This is a genomic window from Pantoea sp. WEP (assembly GCF_041678305.1).
Classification (GTDB): domain Bacteria; phylum Pseudomonadota; class Gammaproteobacteria; order Enterobacterales; family Enterobacteriaceae; genus Pantoea; species Pantoea dispersa.
Genome location: NZ_JBGNXB010000001.1, coordinates 1501549 through 1516922, shown reverse-complemented (window position 1 = coordinate 1516922; position 15374 = coordinate 1501549). Strand labels below are relative to the sequence as shown.

General features: G+C 60.4%; 14 protein-coding genes. 5 read left to right on the top strand and 9 right to left on the bottom strand.

Features of this window, described 5'->3' with window-relative positions; all coding sequences use genetic code 11:
• Positions 1 to 5: 5 nt before the first annotated feature.
• The 3 genes from yeiB to ABVR31_RS06935 all read right to left on the bottom strand — a co-directional run bounded on the left by yeiB (position 6) and on the right by ABVR31_RS06935 (position 3141).
• Complete coding sequence (gene yeiB, locus ABVR31_RS06945) at positions 6 to 1166, bottom strand: DUF418 domain-containing protein YeiB (protein WP_058757260.1); 1161 nt, start codon at positions 1164 to 1166, stop codon at positions 6 to 8.
• A 54-nt stretch (positions 1167 to 1220) separates the two neighbouring features.
• Entirely contained in the window at positions 1221 to 1886 is a 666-nt protein-coding gene (gene folE / locus ABVR31_RS06940; RefSeq protein ID WP_021509279.1) for a GTP cyclohydrolase I FolE, read from the bottom strand.
• A gap of 124 nt (positions 1887 to 2010) precedes the next feature.
• Positions 2011 to 3141: a YbfB/YjiJ family MFS transporter gene (locus tag ABVR31_RS06935; RefSeq protein WP_021509278.1), complete on the bottom strand. Its 1131-nt coding sequence runs from the start codon at positions 3139 to 3141 to the stop codon at positions 2011 to 2013.
• 103 nt (positions 3142 to 3244) lie between these two features.
• Here ABVR31_RS06935 and ABVR31_RS06930 point away from each other — a divergent pair, with 103 nt between their 5' ends.
• The 3 genes from ABVR31_RS06930 to fghA are packed head-to-tail and all read left to right on the top strand — an operon-like array spanning position 3245 to position 6181.
• Entirely contained in the window at positions 3245 to 4156 is a 912-nt protein-coding gene (locus ABVR31_RS06930; RefSeq protein WP_372772216.1) for a LysR substrate-binding domain-containing protein, read from the top strand.
• A 45-nt stretch (positions 4157 to 4201) separates the two neighbouring features.
• Complete coding sequence (locus ABVR31_RS06925) at positions 4202 to 5326, top strand: S-(hydroxymethyl)glutathione dehydrogenase/class III alcohol dehydrogenase (protein WP_021509276.1); 1125 nt, start codon at positions 4202 to 4204, stop codon at positions 5324 to 5326.
• 12 nt (positions 5327 to 5338) lie between these two features.
• The gene (gene fghA / locus ABVR31_RS06920) at positions 5339 to 6181 is read left to right on the top strand and encodes an S-formylglutathione hydrolase (protein ID WP_021509275.1); all 843 of its coding nucleotides are present in this window, start codon (positions 5339 to 5341) and stop codon (positions 6179 to 6181) included.
• Positions 6182 to 6228: 47 nt separating this feature from the next.
• On the opposite strand, the gene ABVR31_RS06915 is transcribed toward fghA, so the two are convergent.
• The 5 genes from ABVR31_RS06915 to ABVR31_RS06895 form a co-directional block, all read right to left on the bottom strand.
• The gene (locus ABVR31_RS06915; RefSeq protein WP_021509274.1) at positions 6229 to 7017 is read right to left on the bottom strand and encodes an ABC transporter ATP-binding protein; all 789 of its coding nucleotides are present in this window, start codon (positions 7015 to 7017) and stop codon (positions 6229 to 6231) included.
• Complete coding sequence (locus ABVR31_RS06910; RefSeq protein WP_058757255.1) at positions 7017 to 8096, bottom strand: iron ABC transporter permease; 1080 nt, start codon at positions 8094 to 8096, stop codon at positions 7017 to 7019. The genes ABVR31_RS06915 and ABVR31_RS06910 overlap by 1 nt, the downstream gene beginning before the upstream one ends.
• A 597-nt stretch (positions 8097 to 8693) precedes the next feature.
• On the bottom strand, positions 8694 to 10160 hold the full coding sequence (locus ABVR31_RS06905) for an amino acid permease (protein WP_058775785.1): 1467 nt from the start codon (positions 10158 to 10160) through the stop codon (positions 8694 to 8696).
• A 134-nt stretch (positions 10161 to 10294) separates the two neighbouring features.
• Positions 10295 to 11161, bottom strand: a complete 867-nt coding sequence (gene yieE / locus ABVR31_RS06900) for a DNA-binding transcriptional regulator YeiE (protein ID WP_372772214.1) — start codon at positions 11159 to 11161, stop codon at positions 10295 to 10297.
• A 9-nt stretch (positions 11162 to 11170) separates the two neighbouring features.
• Positions 11171 to 11548, bottom strand: a complete 378-nt coding sequence (locus ABVR31_RS06895; RefSeq protein WP_058757253.1) for a YkvA family protein — start codon at positions 11546 to 11548, stop codon at positions 11171 to 11173.
• A gap of 106 nt (positions 11549 to 11654) precedes the next feature.
• On the opposite strand from ABVR31_RS06895, the gene ABVR31_RS06890 reads away from it, so the two are divergent.
• Positions 11655 to 12701, top strand: coding sequence for a YeiH family putative sulfate export transporter (locus ABVR31_RS06890; RefSeq protein ID WP_125309752.1), 1047 nt, complete (start codon positions 11655 to 11657; stop codon positions 12699 to 12701).
• Positions 12702 to 12757: 56 nt separating this feature from the next.
• Positions 12758 to 13603, top strand: a complete 846-nt coding sequence (gene nfo, locus ABVR31_RS06885) for a deoxyribonuclease IV (RefSeq protein ID WP_058775787.1) — start codon at positions 12758 to 12760, stop codon at positions 13601 to 13603.
• A gap of 69 nt (positions 13604 to 13672) precedes the next feature.
• Here nfo and fruA read toward each other — a convergent pair whose 3' ends face one another.
• Entirely contained in the window at positions 13673 to 15370 is a 1698-nt protein-coding gene (gene fruA / locus ABVR31_RS06880; RefSeq protein WP_372772211.1) for a PTS fructose transporter subunit IIBC, read from the bottom strand.
• Positions 15371 to 15374: the final 4 nt, after the last annotated feature.

Genomic DNA, 15374 nt, shown 5'->3' with positions numbered 1-15374 from the left:
CATCATTATCTGCCGGCGGACGCGTTATCCGCTTTTCCGGCGGCGAGCTGCGTCAGTCGGCGCCAGAGCCACTCCATCGGTCCCTGCGGGAAGACGCGCAGCCACAGCACGGAGAACAGAATATTGACCAGCCAGATGGCCGGTACAAAAGCCAGTAGCTGCAGGCGGTCAAATTTGAGGAACAGATCGAAGCGGTAGAACAGCGTGGTGCAGATCAGCGTCTGCAGCAGATAATTGCTCAGCGCCATGCGCCCGACGCACTGAATGGCGTAACTGAACCGCGTGGCGGCGATGGCCGGCCAGTAACCGAGACAGAGTGCAGCGTAGCCAAGGCTGATAAACGGACTGGCGAGATCGCGTGGCACCTGCAGGAAAAAGCCGCTCCAGCGAAATTCCCACTGTAGCAGCCACTGCGCCAGCACGCCGGGTATGGCAATCAGCCAGCCGATGGTAAGTAACAGCGCCGCCGCGCGTCGGTAGTGTTGCAGACTAAACTGGCCGCTCAGCCAGCCGCTGCGCATCAGCGCGGCACCGATCAGCATCAGCCCTGCCAGCTGCCAGCCATACTGCGAAGCCAGCGCCATCAGGCCGGATGACAGGTGTTCGAGGCGATTCTGCACCGCTTCCCAGCCGCCGACCAGTTTCCAGTAGCTCTCATACTCCAGATCTGCCGCGCCCGGCAGCCATGAGCGCGTCGGCTGCGGACTGGAGATGACGCCAAACACCAGCAGCACGGCACAGCCCACCAGATAGAGCAGCACGCCGGTGTGTAATAGCGCCCGCTCCGACGGCACGTCACGCAGCATGCGCCAGACAATCAACCCAATCAGGCCATAATCCAGCAGGATGTCGCCTTCCCACAGGAACACCGCGTGGATGAACCCGATGAAGACCAGCAGCGTTAAGCGTGAGGAGATCCAGCGGCTGCCGCGCGGCACCTGCAGGGCCAGTCCGGCACCAAACAGCAGCGCAAACAGCGTCAGGAATTTTAGCTGCGCCAGGCCATCCATGATTGCCCAGGTCCAGGCATCAGAAACGGAGGCTTCACCCTGCCAGGCCGGATTGAGATAGGCCGCCGAGGGCAGACCAAAGCCGACGATATTCAGCAGCAATATGCCGAGAATGGCGCAACCACGAATGAAATCCAGCGCGAGATAGCGTTGCATCGAGTGCCCTGACGGTGAGAGGAACACGGGCGACAACGCCGCCGCCCGCGCTGCTTAGCTGTGGCGTACCGCGCGCAGGAACTCCTGACGCGTGTTCTGGCTCGATTTGAACAATCCGCCGAGTGAAGTGGTGGTGGTCGCGCTGGTCGCATCTTTAACGCCGCGCGCTTTCACGCAGTAGTGCACCGCATCGATCGACACCGCCACGTTATTGGTGCCCAGCAGGGTTTGCAGCGCCACCAGCACCTGCTGGGTTAAACGCTCCTGCACCTGCGGACGCTGGGCGAAGAACTGTACGATACGGTTGATCTTCGACAGGCCAATTACCTTGTCTTTAGGGATATAGGCCACGGTGGCTTTGCCGTCGATGATCACGAAGTGGTGTTCACAGGTGCTGGTCAGGGTGATATCCCGCACGGTGACCATTTCATCCACTTTCATCTTGTTTTCGATGACGGTGATTTTCGGGAAGTTGGCGTAATCCAGACCTGAAAAGATTTCGTCGACGTACATCTTGGCGATGCGGTGCGGCGTCTCCATCAGGCTGTCGTCTTCCAGGTCCAGATTCAGCAGCTGCATAATCTGGGTCATGTGGCCGGCGATCTCGCGCTTGCGTGACGCGTCGTCCATGTCGCGCACCGGGGCGCGTAATGGCGTTTCCAGGCCACGCGCCAGCAGTGCTTCGTGAACCAGGGCGGCTTCCTGACTTAAGGTGCTCATCGTACTCTTCTCCGGCAGGTGATGCGCCCGCAGGTCTGCGCCTGCGGGGGAAATTCTGAGCGCGTATTGTGAAACACAACGCGCGCTTAATCCAGCAATCAATCCGATTGGAAATGAAAGCGTTTCAGGTGGGCGATCGCCGCATCACCAGCGCCCCCGCCAGCAGCAAACCACCGCCGGCCACCCACAGCGCCGGATCGAGCCGGTGCCACAGCAGGCTGGAAATCCAGGACAGCAGCGGCCCACCGAGCTGTCCGATGGCATAACCGGTCGTGAGCAGGCCGGCGAGATAGCGCGCGTGGTGCGGCGCCAGCTCCCGGCTGTACTGCAGCGACAGCTGCACCACGCATAGAAAGCCGCCGCCAATCAGCAGCGCCGCCAGCAGCAGACCGTTGATGCCCGGCAGTACAATGGCCGCGATCACGCCCAGCGCCTGCGCCCACAGCACCAGCGCCAGCCGCCGGTGGCTGCTGCCCCAGTGGCGCGTCACGATTCCCAGCACGATGCCGATCACCGCCGCCCCGCCAAACACTGGCCAGACAAACTGCGCAAAAGCGCTATCAGGGAAGCGCGCCGCCGCCATTTGCGACAGGAAGGTGGCGGGCAGAATATAGCCAAAGCCGGCAAGGCTGTAGCTGAGGATCAGGCGCTTCAGGTCACGCGTCAGCAGCAGCGGCTCGGCGGCCTGTTGCGGGCGATGCAGCTGTCCGCTGCGCGGCAGGAAGCGCGCAATCGCGGCAATCAGCAGCAGCGCCAGCACACCGTACGCCGCCCAGGCAAACGCCGCACTCACGCCGCTGGCGTGCAGCAGTACCGCCAGCATGCCGCTGATGAAGATGCCGGTGCCGGGACCGGCAAACACCGCTGCCGACAGGCCCGGCCGGCCGTGATGCAGCAGTTGCTCATTGCTCCATGCTGCCACCAGCACCATTGCCCAGCCGCTGGCGACGCCGATCAGGAAACGCACCACCGCATGCAGCCACGGCCCGCTGATACAGGCGGACAGCAACGTCAGCGCGACGGCACCCCAGACGCCCAGCTGCAGCCGCCACTCCACGCGCCGCTGCGCGCGCATCGCGTCAAACGATCCGGCCAGATAACCGAGATAGTTCAGCGCCGCGACCAGGCTGGCGCTGGCGAGCGTGAGCTGACCGTCGTGAATCATCAGTGGCACCTGCGGGGTAAACGCAAATCGCCCAATCCCCATTGCAACCACTAAACTTAAAAACGCGCTAAGCGCGACTCGCCACGCCATTCTGACTCCGGATCGATTGGATTATCACTTGTCAGCAGCATGCATGACGTTTAGACTCACGAAAAGTGAATAATATTAACCAAGTTGTTTACGAGAAGAGAATATGGATTTAGTACAGCTCCGCATGTTCTGTTCCGTGGCCGAAACCGGCTCACTGGCGCGCGCCGCCGAAATGCTGCATCGCGTGCCGTCTAATCTCACCACGCGACTGCGACAGCTGGAAGAAGAAATCGGCGTCGATCTGTTTATTCGTGAGAAGCAGCGCATTCGTTTGTCGCCGATGGGCCACAATTTCCTCAATTATGCGCAGCGCATTCTGGCATTGAGCGACGAGGCGCTGAACATGGCGCGCGCCGGTGAACCCGGTGGTAACTTTGCCTTCGGTTCGATGGAGAGCACCGCCGCCACCCGCCTGCCGGGATTGCTGGCCGCCTATCATCAGCGCTTCCCCAACGTCGCGCTGTCGCTAGTGACCGGCACCTCAGGCGATATCATCGATAAAGTGCGCGCCGGCACGCTGGCGGCGGCGCTGGTGGACGGTCCGGCCAGTCATGACGATCTGAATGGCTGCATCGCCTTTCGTGAAGAGATGGTACTGATCACCAGCCTCGAACATGCGCCGATTCACAGCGCCCGCGATACGCAGGGCGATACGCTGTTTGCTTTTGGCAACAGCTGCTCGTACCGCTCCCGGCTGGAGTCCTGGTATCGCGACAGCCAGAGCGCACCGCACAGCGTTATGGAGATTCAGTCTTATCACGCCATGGTCGCCTGCGTAGCCGGCGGCGGCGGCGTGGCAATGATTCCCGCCTCGGTGCTGGCGCAGATGCCGGCCCGCACGCGCGTGCAGCAGCACAGCCTGCCGCCGACCTGGCGCGACACGGCCACCTGGCTGATGTGGCGCCGCGACGCCTTTACGCCCAACGTTGAGGCGCTGAAGTATCTGATTATTGAAATGTTTGATGACCGCCCGCTCAACGATGAACTGCTGCATCCGCTGCAGGCCGCTGAGTAAGCGTTATTTTTTATCCAATCACGACATCACAGGAAGAGGGATTGCATGAACATGATTAAAACCCGCGCGGCCGTGGCCTGGGCTGCTGGCGAACCGCTGAAGATTGAAGAAGTGGATCTGATGCCGCCACAGAAAGGGGAAGTGCTGGTGCGCATCGTTGCCACCGGTGTGTGCCATACCGATGCTTACACCCTGTCAGGTAAAGATCCGGAAGGCGTATTCCCGGCGATCCTCGGTCACGAAGGTGGCGGCGTGGTTGAAGCGGTGGGCGAAGGCGTTACCAGCGTGGCGGTCGGCGATCACGTGATCCCGCTGTACACGCCAGAGTGCGGCAAGTGTAAATTCTGTCTCTCCGGCAAAACCAACCTGTGTCAGGCAATCCGCACCACGCAGGGCAAAGGGCTGATGCCCGACGGCACCACCCGCTTCTTCAAAGACGGCAAGCCAATCTTTCATTACATGGGCACCTCGACCTTCTCTGAATACACCGTCGTACCGGAAATCTCCCTGGCGAAAATCAGCAAAGAAGCGCCGCTGGAAGAAGTGTGCCTGCTTGGCTGTGGCGTGACCACCGGCATGGGCGCGGTGATGAATACCGCCAAAGTGAAAGAAGGCGACACCGTGGCGATTTTCGGCCTCGGCGGTATTGGCCTGTCGGCGATCATTGGGGCGAAAATGGCGAAGGCCGGTCGCATCATCGGTATTGATATCAACACCAGCAAGTTTGACCTGGCGCGCAAACTGGGCGCAACCGACCTGGTTAATCCGAAAGATTTTGCTAAGCCAATTCAGGAGGTTATCGTCGAGATGACCGACGGCGGCGTGGACTTCTCGTTTGAGTGTATCGGTAACGTCAACGTGATGCGTTCCGCGCTGGAGTGCTGCCATAAAGGCTGGGGCGAATCAGTGATTATCGGCGTTGCCGGTGCCGGCGAAGAGATTTCTACCCGGCCGTTCCAGCTGGTTACCGGTCGCGTATGGCGCGGGTCGGCGTTTGGCGGCGTGAAGGGACGTACTCAGCTGCCGGGCATCGTGCAGGATTACCTCGACGGTAAGTTTGCGCTGAATGATTTCATCACCCACACCATGCCGCTGGAAGAGATCAACGAGGCATTTGAGCTGATGCATGAAGGCAAATCGATCCGTTCCGTGGTGCATTTTAATAAATAAGCAGGAGGCGACATGGCATCCACTCTGGAGCTGCTGGAAGAACACCGTATTTTTGGCGGCTGGCAGCAGCGTTGGCGTCATCAGTCCGCCGTGCTCAACTGCCCGATGACGTTCAGCATTTTTCTGCCACCGCCGCGCGACGACGCGCCACCGCCGGTGGTGTGGTTTCTCGCCGGGCTGACCTGCAACGATGAGAACTTCACCACCAAAGCCGGTGCGCAGCGCGTGGCGGCCGAACTCGGTCTGGTGCTGATTATGCCGGACACCAGCCCGCGCGGCGATGCAGTGGCCAATGACAGCGGGTACGATCTGGGCCAGGGTGCCGGGTTTTATCTCAATGCCACGCAGCAACCGTGGGCGGCACATTATCGCATGTTCGATTATCTCAGCGAGGAGCTGCCGGCACTGGTGGCGGATAACTTCAAGCTGAGCGATCGCCAGTCGGTAATGGGACATTCGATGGGCGGCCACGGCGCGCTGGTGCTGGCGCTGCGCCTCGGCGGGCGCTTTGCGTCGGCGTCCGCGTTTGCGCCAATCGTCAACCCGACCGAAGTGCCGTGGGGACAGAAAGCCTTTGCCGCCTATCTGGGCGACGATCGCCAGACGTGGCGCGAGTGGGATAGCTGCCTGCTGATGCAGAACGCTGAGCATCGCCTGCCGGTGCTGATCGATCAGGGCGATAGCGATCAGTTCCTCGCCGATCAGCTTCGCCCGGAGCGGCTGGAAGCAGTGGCGCGCGAGCAGAACTTCCCGCTGGAGCTGCGTATCCAGCCGGGTTATGACCACAGCTACTTCTTTATCGCCAGCTTTGTGGAAGACCATCTGCGGTTCCACGCGCAGCATTTACTGGCGTAGTGCACTTCTCTGCCCCTCTGATGCTGAGGGGCAGAACGTGTCTGGCGTCAGGCCAGCGATTCCGCCACCAGCCCATCAATCATTACCTGCGGCATGCCCTGTGAGCAGTGCTCAATGCGGCCGCGCACGCCATACACCTGCGCCAGCGTCTCCGGCGTAATCACCTGCGACGGCACACCGTCGGCCAGCAGTTGCCCCTGCTTCAGCATCAGCGCGTGATCGGCATGACGCAGCGCGATGTTGATATCATGCACCACCACCACCGTTACCATGTTTCGCAGCCGGGTTTCGCGCCGCACCAAATCCATCACGTGGAACTGATAATTTAAATCCAGCGCGCTGAGCGGTTCATCCAGCAGCAGCAGTTCCGGACGGCGAATCAGCGACTGCGCCAGCCCGACCAGCTGCTTCTGGCCACCGGACAGCTGATCAAGATAACGCATCGCCAGATGGGCAATGCCCAGCTGCTCCAGCAGGTGCATGATTTCCGCTTCACTGGCGGCGCTGTGTAATCCGCCGGAGGCACGCTGCGCCACGATGATCGACTCCAGCACGTGCAGATGCACACCGGCTGGCAGCGTCTGCGGCAGATAGACCACGCGCTGCGCGCGCCGGGCAAACGGCTGGCTCATCAGCTCTTCGCCATTGAGCCACAGCTCGCCCTGCCCTTTGCTCAGACCGGCCAGCGCACGCAGCAGCGTCGATTTGCCGCAGCCATTGGGCCCCAGCAGCACGGTGATTTTGCCGCGTGGCAGCTGCGTGACATTGAGATCGTCGATGACGTTCCGCTTCGGGTAACCGGCGTAAAAGTGGCTGACGCGTAAGCCCTGCTCCATCACACTGTCCCCCGATGCCGCAGAATAATGCTGAGAAAGAACGGCACACCCACCAGCGAGGTGACGATGCCGACCGGAATGATGACGCCGGGAATGAGGTTTTTCGAGGCCACCGACGCCAGCGATAGCACCAGCGCGCCGGTCAGCGCACTGGCCGGCAGATAGTAGCGGTGATCTTCACCAAACATCATGCGCGCAATGTGCGGCGCGACCAGGCCGATAAAGCCGATCGGGCCGACGAATGCCACCGCCAGCGCCGAGAGAATGCTGATGCGCAACAGCGTCGCCAGCCGCAGACGCCGCACATCAATGCCGAAGCTCACCGCGCGATCTTCACCAAGGCGCAACGCCGTGAGTTTCCAGCTGCTGAGCATCGAGAACGGCAGCAGGATGGCAAAGGCGGCACTCAGCACGCCCAGTTTTTCCCATGAGGCACGCGCCAGACTGCCCATGGTCCAGAACACCAGGCCCTGCAGCGTATCTTCGCTGGCGATGAACTGCATCATCGAAACCAGGGCGTTAAAGGTGAACACCAGCGCGATGCCAAACAGCACCACGCCGGAGGTTGAGACTTTGGTCCAGCGCGTGATGCCATCCAGCATCAGCGCGGCAAACAAGGCGAAGACAAAGGCATTGGCGGAGATCAGCCACTGGTCCGGCACGCCGGGAATACCGATGCCGAGAATGATCGCCAGCGCGGCACCAAACGCCGCTGCCGACGAGACGCCGAGCGTAAACGGGCTGGCCAGCGGGTTATTGAGGATGGTCTGCATTTCAGCACCGGCGAGGCCGAGTGAGAAGCCGACCACCACCGCCATCAGCGCATACGGCAGACGGATGTCCCAGACGATCACGCGCGTGCCGGCGTCCACCGCTGCGGGATGGAGCAGCGTTTGCCACAGCGTGTCGAGCGTCAGGCCGGCCGGGCCAAGGGTGAAATCGAGGATAACTGAAGCGAGGATCGCCAGCACCAGCACACCAATCAGCAGCAGTCGCTGACGCAGAACCTGACGATAACGGGTCAGGGTATCGGCTTCGGTGCCATGTTCCGCCACCAGCGCGGAGTCCGTACTACGCATTGTTCTACCTGTTTCCTGTCGCCTTATAACGGCTGCCACAATAGAGCAGGTGATAATAATTATCAATGCTGTCTCTGTAACAAAGCCCGAATGGTTTGCGCCAGGTTTGCATAGCGTAATAGATCGCAAAAAAAACGCGGCCGGGGCCGCGTTGTCAGGCATTACTGCCTGTTTGCCAGCGCAATAAATTGCGCCGCTACAGAGGGTTGCACCGGTTTGTAGCGGCACGATGCATCGCGCAAAAACGCCACCAGGCCGCGTTGTCAGGCATTACTGCTTGTTTGCCAGCGCAATAAATTGCGCCGCTACAGGAGGTTACACCGGTTTGTAGCGGCGCGATTCATCGCGCAAAAACGCCACCAGGCCGCGTTGTCAGGTATTACTGCCTGTTTGCCAGCGCAATAAATTGCGCCGCTACAGAAGGTTATAACGGTTTGTAGCGGCGCGATTCATCGCGCAAAATCGCCTCCAGGCCGCGTTGTCAGGCAATTCTGCCTGTTTGCCAGCGCAGTAAATTGCGCCGCTACAGAGGGTTGCACCGGTTTGTAGCGGCGCGATTCATCGCGCATAATCGCGTCAAGGCCGCGTTGTCAGGCATTACTGCTTAAAGGAAGGGAATTCCATCTCGCTGTATTTCACGAAGCGGGTGCCGCGCGTCAGCTTATAGCCCAGCCAGATAACCAGGAACAGCGGAATGCCGATATAGGTTGCGGCTACGCCGTACCAGTCGATGCGATCGGCGAGAAATGCCTGATAATTCTGCCCCAGCGTAATGACCAGACACAGCGCGAATGCAAACATCGGACCCAGCGGGAAGAAGCCGGAGCGGTAAGGCAGATCGGCCAGATTCAGCCCCTGCGCCACATAGCCGCGGCGGAAGCGATAATGGCTGATAGCAATGCCGAGCCAGGCGATAAAGCCGGTCATCCCTGACGTATTCAGCAGCCACAGGTACACTTCCTGATTGCCAAATTTCGAGGTCAGGAAGCACAGCGCTGCCACCACCGTGGTGGCCAGCAGGGCATTGCGCGGTACGCCGCCTTTCGACAGTTTCGCAAAAATGCGCGGTGCCTTGCCTTCCTGCGCCAGGTTAAACAGCATGCGCGTTGAGGCGTACATGCCGGAGTTACCCGCCGACAGCACCGCCGTCAGGATCACCGCGTTCATCACCGCCGCCGCGGACAGCAGACCGGCATTCTGGAACACCAGCGTGAACGGGCTGACGCTGATATCGGTGACATCGTTATGCAGCAGCTGCGGATCGGTATACGGCAGAATCAGGCTGATGATCAGGATCGCGAACACATAGAACAGCAGAATACGCCAGAACACCTGGCGCACCGCGCGCGGAATATTCTTCGCCGGGTCTTCTGATTCACCGGCGGCAATCCCGATCAGTTCGGTGCCCTGGAAGGAGAAGCCGACAATCATCGCCACGCCAATCATCGCGGCAAACCCGCCGGCAAACGGCGCATCTCCCACCGTCCAGTTGTGCCAGCCAGCATTTTCTGCGCCGCGCAGGATGCCGGTAATCATCAGCACACCGACCACAATAAAAATGATAACGGTGGCGACTTTGATCAGTGAGAACCAGTATTCCGCCTCGCCGAAGCCTTTGACCGAAATATAGTTGAGCAGGAACATCAGACCGAGGAACAGCGCGCTCCAGATCCAGCCTGGCGTGTCCGGGAACCAGTAGTTCATCACCAGCTGTGAGGCAACGAGGTCAACGGCGATGGTCACCGCCCAGTTGTACCAGTAGTTCCAGCCCAGCGCGAAGCCAAAGCCCTCTTCGACATATTTGGCGCCGTAGGTGGCAAAGGAACCGGAGACCGGCATAAACGCCGCCAGTTCGCCGAGGCTGGTCATCAGGAAGTAGACCATCAGGCCGATCAGCGCGTAGGAGAGTAACGCACCGCCAGGACCCGCCTGAGAGATAGTGGCACCCGACGCGACAAACAGGCCGGTGCCGATAGAACCGCCAATGGCGATCATGGTGAGATGGCGCGCTTTTAATTCACGGCGCAGCCCAGGTTGTTGTGTTGTTTTTGAGTCATTATGCATGTGTAAACGCTATGCTGGATAAAAATAAGGCGCGATTGTAGCAGCAAAGCCTGCACTGTATAGCATTCGCCTCGGGTTATTAGTTACCTTCATAATCGGCCGGGAATTATTAGCCACAGCACAGGGCAGACTGGCTATTCCCGGCAATAGGCGAGGAAGCGGCTCAGCGCTTTCGACAGATGTTTCTGCCGGTGATGGATGCGATACAGGGTGCGCGTCAGGCGCGGCAGGGGCACCGGCACTTCCTTCAGCGTGCCCGCCTCCAGCAGATCGGCAATCACCCGGCGCGATAAGCAGCTGATGCCCATGCCGTGGCGCACCGCGTGTTTAATTGCCTCCGAATTGCCTAACTCCATCCCCAGCTGAAACTGCGGCAGGTGCGACAGCAGCAGGTAATCGACAATCTCACGCGTACCGGAACCGCGCTCGCGCAGGATCCACGGCGCAGCGGCCAGCGTCTCCAGCGTCGCCGGCTGCTGTAACAGCGGCGCATCCGGCGCGGCGAACACCACCAGTTCATCTTCCAGCCACGGTTCGCTGATGATATCCGGCTCATGGCACGGCCCTTCAATCAGGCCGATATCGACGCGAAAATCAGCCACCGCATTGATGGCGTCCTGGCTGTTGCCAACGCTCAGCTCCAGCGGCAGCATGGGAAAATCGCGGCGATACGCGGCGATCATCCCCGGCAGCAGATAGTTGCCGATGGTGCTGCTGGCAAACAGGCGAATCGCTCCGTTGTCCTCTTTAAACAGCTGTTCGATCTCAATCGCCTGCTCCAGCAGCCCGACCGCACGCGGATAGAGCAGCCGGCCGTGCTCGTTGAGCACCAGCCGTTTGCCGACGCGATCAAACAGCTGCACGCCGAGCTGACTTTCCAGATCGGCCAGGGCCGCGCTGACCGCCGACTGCGACAGCGCCAGCACCTGCGAGGCCTGAGTAGTTGAGCCGCTTTTCAGCACCTCGGTAAACACTTCAATCTGACGCAGCGTAATGTGCATGCGTGCTCCTTACATGGCGTACCGCTTCACCAGATAGATCACCACCGCCAGCCAGATCAGCAGCATCAGAATCAGGCCGCTCCAGCTGACGATCTTTTTGCCGCGCGCCCGCTGCACCTCGGCGCGTTCGGCGCTGCTGATGCGCACGTCGCGCGGCAGCAGACGCAGCAGGATCATCACGCCGAGCGGGATGATAATCGCGTCATCCAGCAGGCCAATAATCGGGATGAAGTCCGGAATCAGATCGATGGGGCTGAGCGCATAAGCGACGATGCCAAACGCCAGCAGCTTAAACCACCACGGCGTACGCGGATCGCGACAGGCAAACCACAGCGTCAGCACGTCCCGTTTGATGAGCTTCGCCCAGCGGCGCAAGCGCATGAACATTGTTGCCCTTCCTTATCACTTATTCCGGTTGATTATAAATATATTATCAATTTCACTTTTAAGCCAGCCAGGCGCACGCTAAAGCCTCACTGAGGAGAAGCGTATTATGGCTGAACTAAGCGTCAACAAAACCCCTTTTCATGTTCATCGCTGGCTGCCGGGACTGCTGCTGACCGCCGCCATCGCCGCAGGTGCCGCGTGGCTGGCCAGTCAGCCGTGGCTGGCGGGCGCGGGATTCGGCGCGCTGACGCTGGCCATCATTATCGGCATCGTGCTGGGTAATAGCCTGTATCCCCGCGTTGCGACCCCGTGCGACAGTGGGGTGCTGCTGGCCAAACAGCGTCTGCTGCGCCTCGGCATCATTCTTTACGGCTTCCGCATCACCGTGCAGCAGATCGCCGATGTCGGCGTCAGCGGCGTGCTGATTGATGTGCTGGTGCTGAGCTCAACCTTTCTGATCACCTGCCTGATCGGCATCCGTGTACTGAAAATGGATCGCGAAACCGTGTGGCTGATTGGTGCCGGCAGCAGCATCTGCGGTGCGGCAGCGGTGCTGGCAAGTGAACCGGTGATCAAAGCTGCACCGTCGAAAGTGGCGGTCGCGGTGGCCACCGTGGTGCTGTTTGGCACCGTCGGCATTGTGCTGTACCCGTTTCTCTGGACGCTGCTGCCGCAGGTCAGCGCACAGCACTTTGGCGTCTTTACCGGCTCGACGCTGCACGAAGTGGCGCAGGTGGTGGCGGCTGGCCATGCGATGGGCGCGGAAACGGAGAACACGGCGGTCATCGCCAAGATGCTGCGGGTGATGATGCTGGCACCGTTTCTGCTGATCCTCGGCAGCTGGCTGCAGCGCCAGCGCAGCCACCAGCGTCAGGCACAGCAGCCGATCCGCTTTCCGTGGTTTGCCCTGCTGTTTATTGTGGTGGCGCTGTTTAACTCGCTGCATCTGCTGCCACCGCCGGTGGTAGCGGGACTAAATCAGCTGGCGAATCTGCTGCTGGCGATGGCGATGGCGGCGCTGGGCTTAACCACCCGTTTCGGCGCGCTGAAGCAGGCGGGCGTCAAACCGCTGCTGCTTGGTCTGCTGATGTTTATCTGGCTGATTCTTGGCGGCGGCGCACTGAATGTGCTGGTGCAACATTTCATGGCGTAAGCGCATCCGCTATCATGGGCGTTTTGCATCAGCAATCGCCCATTCAGGAGAGCGGCATGAAATATATCGGCGCACACGTAAGCGCATCCGGCGGCGTAGACCAGGCAGTGATCCGTGCCCATGAAATCGAAGCCACAGCCTTTGCGCTGTTCACTAAAAATCAGCGCCAGTGGAAAGCCGCGCCGCTCTCTGCGCAGGTGATCGACGCTTTTAAAACCGCCTGCGATCAATACAACTTTAGCGCCGCGCAAATCCTGCCGCACGACAGCTATCTGATTAACCTCGGCCACCCGGTGATGGACGCGCTGGAGAAATCGCGCGAGGCGTTTATCGATGAGATGCAGCGCGCCGAACAGCTTGGTCTGACGCTGCTCAACTTCCATCCCGGCAGCCACCTGCAGCAGATTGATGAAGATGCCTGCCTGAAGCGCATCGCCGAGTCGATCAACATTGCGCTGGATAAAACCCACAACGTGGTAGCAGTGATTGAGAATACCGCCGGCCAGGGCAGCAACCTCGGTTTCCGCTTTGAACACCTCGCGGCGATTATTGACCACGTCGAGGATAAATCGCGCGTCGGCGTATGCATCGACACCTGCCACGCCTTCGCTGGCGGATATGATTTACGCAGCGAAGCTGCCTGTGAAGCCACCTTTGCCGAGTTTGAGCGCGTGGTGGGCTTTCAGTATCTGCGCGGTATGCACCTGAACGATGCCAAAAGCACGCTCGGCAGCCGCGTGGATCGCCATCACAGCCTCGGCGAGGGCAACATTGGCAAGACCGCGTTTAGCTGGCTGATGAAGGATGCGCGTTTTGACGGTATCCCGATGATTCTCGAAACCATCAATCCGGATATCTGGAAAGATGAAATTGCCTGGCTGAAGGCCGAGCAGCAGGCGTAACGGGTTTCACCGGGGCCTGCGCCAATAAAAAAAGGGAGCCGCGGCTCCCTTTGTTGTTCCTGGCTGCCGTTACGCGGCTTTGGCCAGTTCCTCTTCCGGACGTTTCAGAATCGCATAGCCCAGACCCGCAATCAGCGTACCAATCACAATCGCCAGCAGGTAACCCAGCACCGGGGTAATGGCGCCTGGAATCAGCAGGACGAACAGCCCGCCGTGCGGCGCCATCAGTTTGGCCCCCATCGCCATGGAGATAGCCCCGGTCACTGCGCCACCCACGATACAGCATGGCAGCACGCGCATCGGATCACGTGCCGCAAACGGAATGGCACCTTCGGAGATAAAGCACAGGCCGAGTACCAGCGCGGCTTTACCGCCTTCCTGCTGACCTTTATTGAACTTACGACGCGCTACCAGCGTTGCCAGCCCCATCGCCAGCGGTGGCACCATACCGGCCGCCATGATCGCGGCCATCGGCGCGTAGGTTTGCGAACTCAACAGACCAACACCAAAGGCGTAAGCCACTTTGTTCACCGGACCGCCCATGTCAGTACACATCATGCCGCCCAGAATCGCGCCCAGCAGAACCGCGTTAGCGGTGCCCATATTCGCCAGCCAGCTGGTCAGGCCGCTCATGATGCCGGCAACCGGTTTGCCTACCACGTAAATCATCAGCAGGCCGGTAATCAGACTGGCCACCAGCGGAATGATCAGAATCGGCTTCAGCGCTTCCATACTTTGCGGCAGCTTCACTTTGCTGCTCAGCAGTTTCGCGGCGTAACCGGCGATGAAACCGGCGATAATGCCGCCAAGGAAACCGGCGTTGATGCTGGTGGCAATCATGCCGCCAATCAGACCCGGCGTCAGGCCCGGACGGTCAGCAATCGAGAAGGCGATAAAGCCCGCCAGCACCGGCACCATCAGCGCAAAGGCGCTGCCGCCACCGATCTGCATCAGCGCCGCGGCTAAGGTGCCCTGCTCTTTAAACGCGGTAATCCCAAAGGCGAATGACAGCGCAATGCTCAGACCGCCGGCGACCACCATCGGCAGCATATAAGATACGCCGGTCAGCAGATGCCGATAGGCACCGGCTTTCTCTTTGCTGTCGCTCTGGCTGGCTGCCGCCTGGTTGCCGGAAGGCTGCCAGACTTTGGCTTCCGCCTGCGCTTTATCCAGCTCCTGTGCGGTTTTCTTCAGCGCCAGACTGGTGGAGGTGCGGTACATCGGTTTGCCGGCAAATTTCGCCAGATCAACGTCGATATCCGCCGCAACGATCACCAGATCGGCCGCCGCCACTTCTTCAGGGGTGATCGGGTTGCCGGCGCCGACTGAGCCGCGGGTTTCCACTTTTACCCACCAGCCGCGCTTGCTGGCTTCCGCCTCAATCGCCTCGGCTGCCATGAAGGTATGCGCCACGCCGGTCGGACAGGCGGTGACGGCCACAATACGTTTCTGCCCGGTGCGCTGCGCCGGTGCGCTTGCCGCCGGGGTTGCCGCAGCCGGCTGCCACGGTTGCGCCGCATCTTTAGCCAGCGCCAGCGCCGCCTGCGGATCGCGCAGCGCCTGCTGCACGTCCACGAGGGCAACGGACTTGCCGGCGAGCTGCGCGTTGTCGGTAACCTGCTGGCCAATCACCAGCACCAGTTCGGCGTCCGCGGCGCTGTCGACCAGCGTCAGTCCTGCCTGCCCTGCCGCCGCCTGCAGACGTTCCGAGGCTAAATGGCCTGATGCCAGGCCGAGTGACGAATCTTTTATCAGCAGCGTTTTCATTATC